1 protein-coding gene is annotated in these 1,074 nt (G+C 70.8%); it reads right to left on the reverse strand.

The window, feature by feature from the left end:
- Window positions 1-715 (reverse strand): response regulator (locus B8460_RS12525; RefSeq protein ID WP_048861939.1); only part of this gene is annotated, 715 nt, incomplete at its 3' end.
- Between the last annotated feature and the right edge of the window lie 359 nt (window positions 716-1,074).

Here is a 1,074-nt window from a genome sequence, read left to right on the forward strand (position 1 = left end):
GCTTCTCGACCGTCGCGGCCAGCACATAGCCGCCCCCGCGCACCGTCTTGATCAGCTGCGCGTTGCGGCCGTCATCCTCAAGCTTGCGGCGCAGCCGGCTGATCGCGACGTCGATCGCGCGGTCGAACGGCCCCGCCTGCCGCCCGCGCAGCAGGTCGAGCAGCATGTCGCGCGTCAGCACCCGGTTCGGCCGCTCCACGAGCGCCTGCAGCAGGTCGTATTCGCCGCCGGTCAGCGGCACCTCCACCCCCTCGGGGTTCAGCAGGCGCCGCCGGGCGGGCTCCAGGGTCCAGCCGTTGAAGCCGAGCGCCTGCGTGCCGTGGTCGGCCTTGCGCTCCGCCGCCTCGCCCGCGCGGCGCAGCACGGCGCGGATGCGGGCGAGCAGTTCGCGGGGATTGAACGGCTTGGCCACGTAGTCGTCGGCCCCGAGTTCGAGGCCGATGATCCGATCGGTCTCCTCGCCCATCGCCGTCAGCATCACGATCGGCGTGTCCGCCTGTGTCCGTATCCAGCGCGCGAGGTCGAGCCCGCCCTCGCCCGGCAGCATGAGGTCGAGGACGACGAGCTGGTAATGCCCCTGCGTCCAGGCCCTGCGGGTCTCGCGCCCGTCCCGCACGGCGGTGACGCGCATGCGGTTTCGCTCCAGGAAGCGCGCGAGCAGATCGCGGATTTCCCGGTCGTCATCCACCACGAGGATGTGCGGCATCTGGTCCATGACCGAGCTAATCTATTGGATCGGTGGGAGTTCCGGCAGGGGGCGGCAGGCAATCGTTGCACTTGGTTGCACTTCGACCACGACGGCCGGGACCGCCGCCGCCGGCGCGCAGGGCAGTCACGAGAGATTGCCCAACCGAGATACGAAACCCATGGCGGCATTCCCATGTAACATCCGTGGCCAGTGCCGCAGCCAGGAGTGAGACGGACATGAGACGGTCTTTAACGGCGGCCCTTGCCGCAACGCTGCTGACGATCCCCGCGATGATGGCCGCGCCCGCGTGGGCGCAGCAGGCGCCGCCATCGCGGTCCCTCGCCGTCCCGCCGGGCGTTCGCGGCGGGACAAGCGCCGCGCCCCCC

Origin of the sequence: Acidisphaera rubrifaciens HS-AP3 (assembly GCF_000964365.1) — a bacterium.
Classification (GTDB): domain Bacteria; phylum Pseudomonadota; class Alphaproteobacteria; order Acetobacterales; family Acetobacteraceae; genus Acidisphaera; species Acidisphaera rubrifaciens.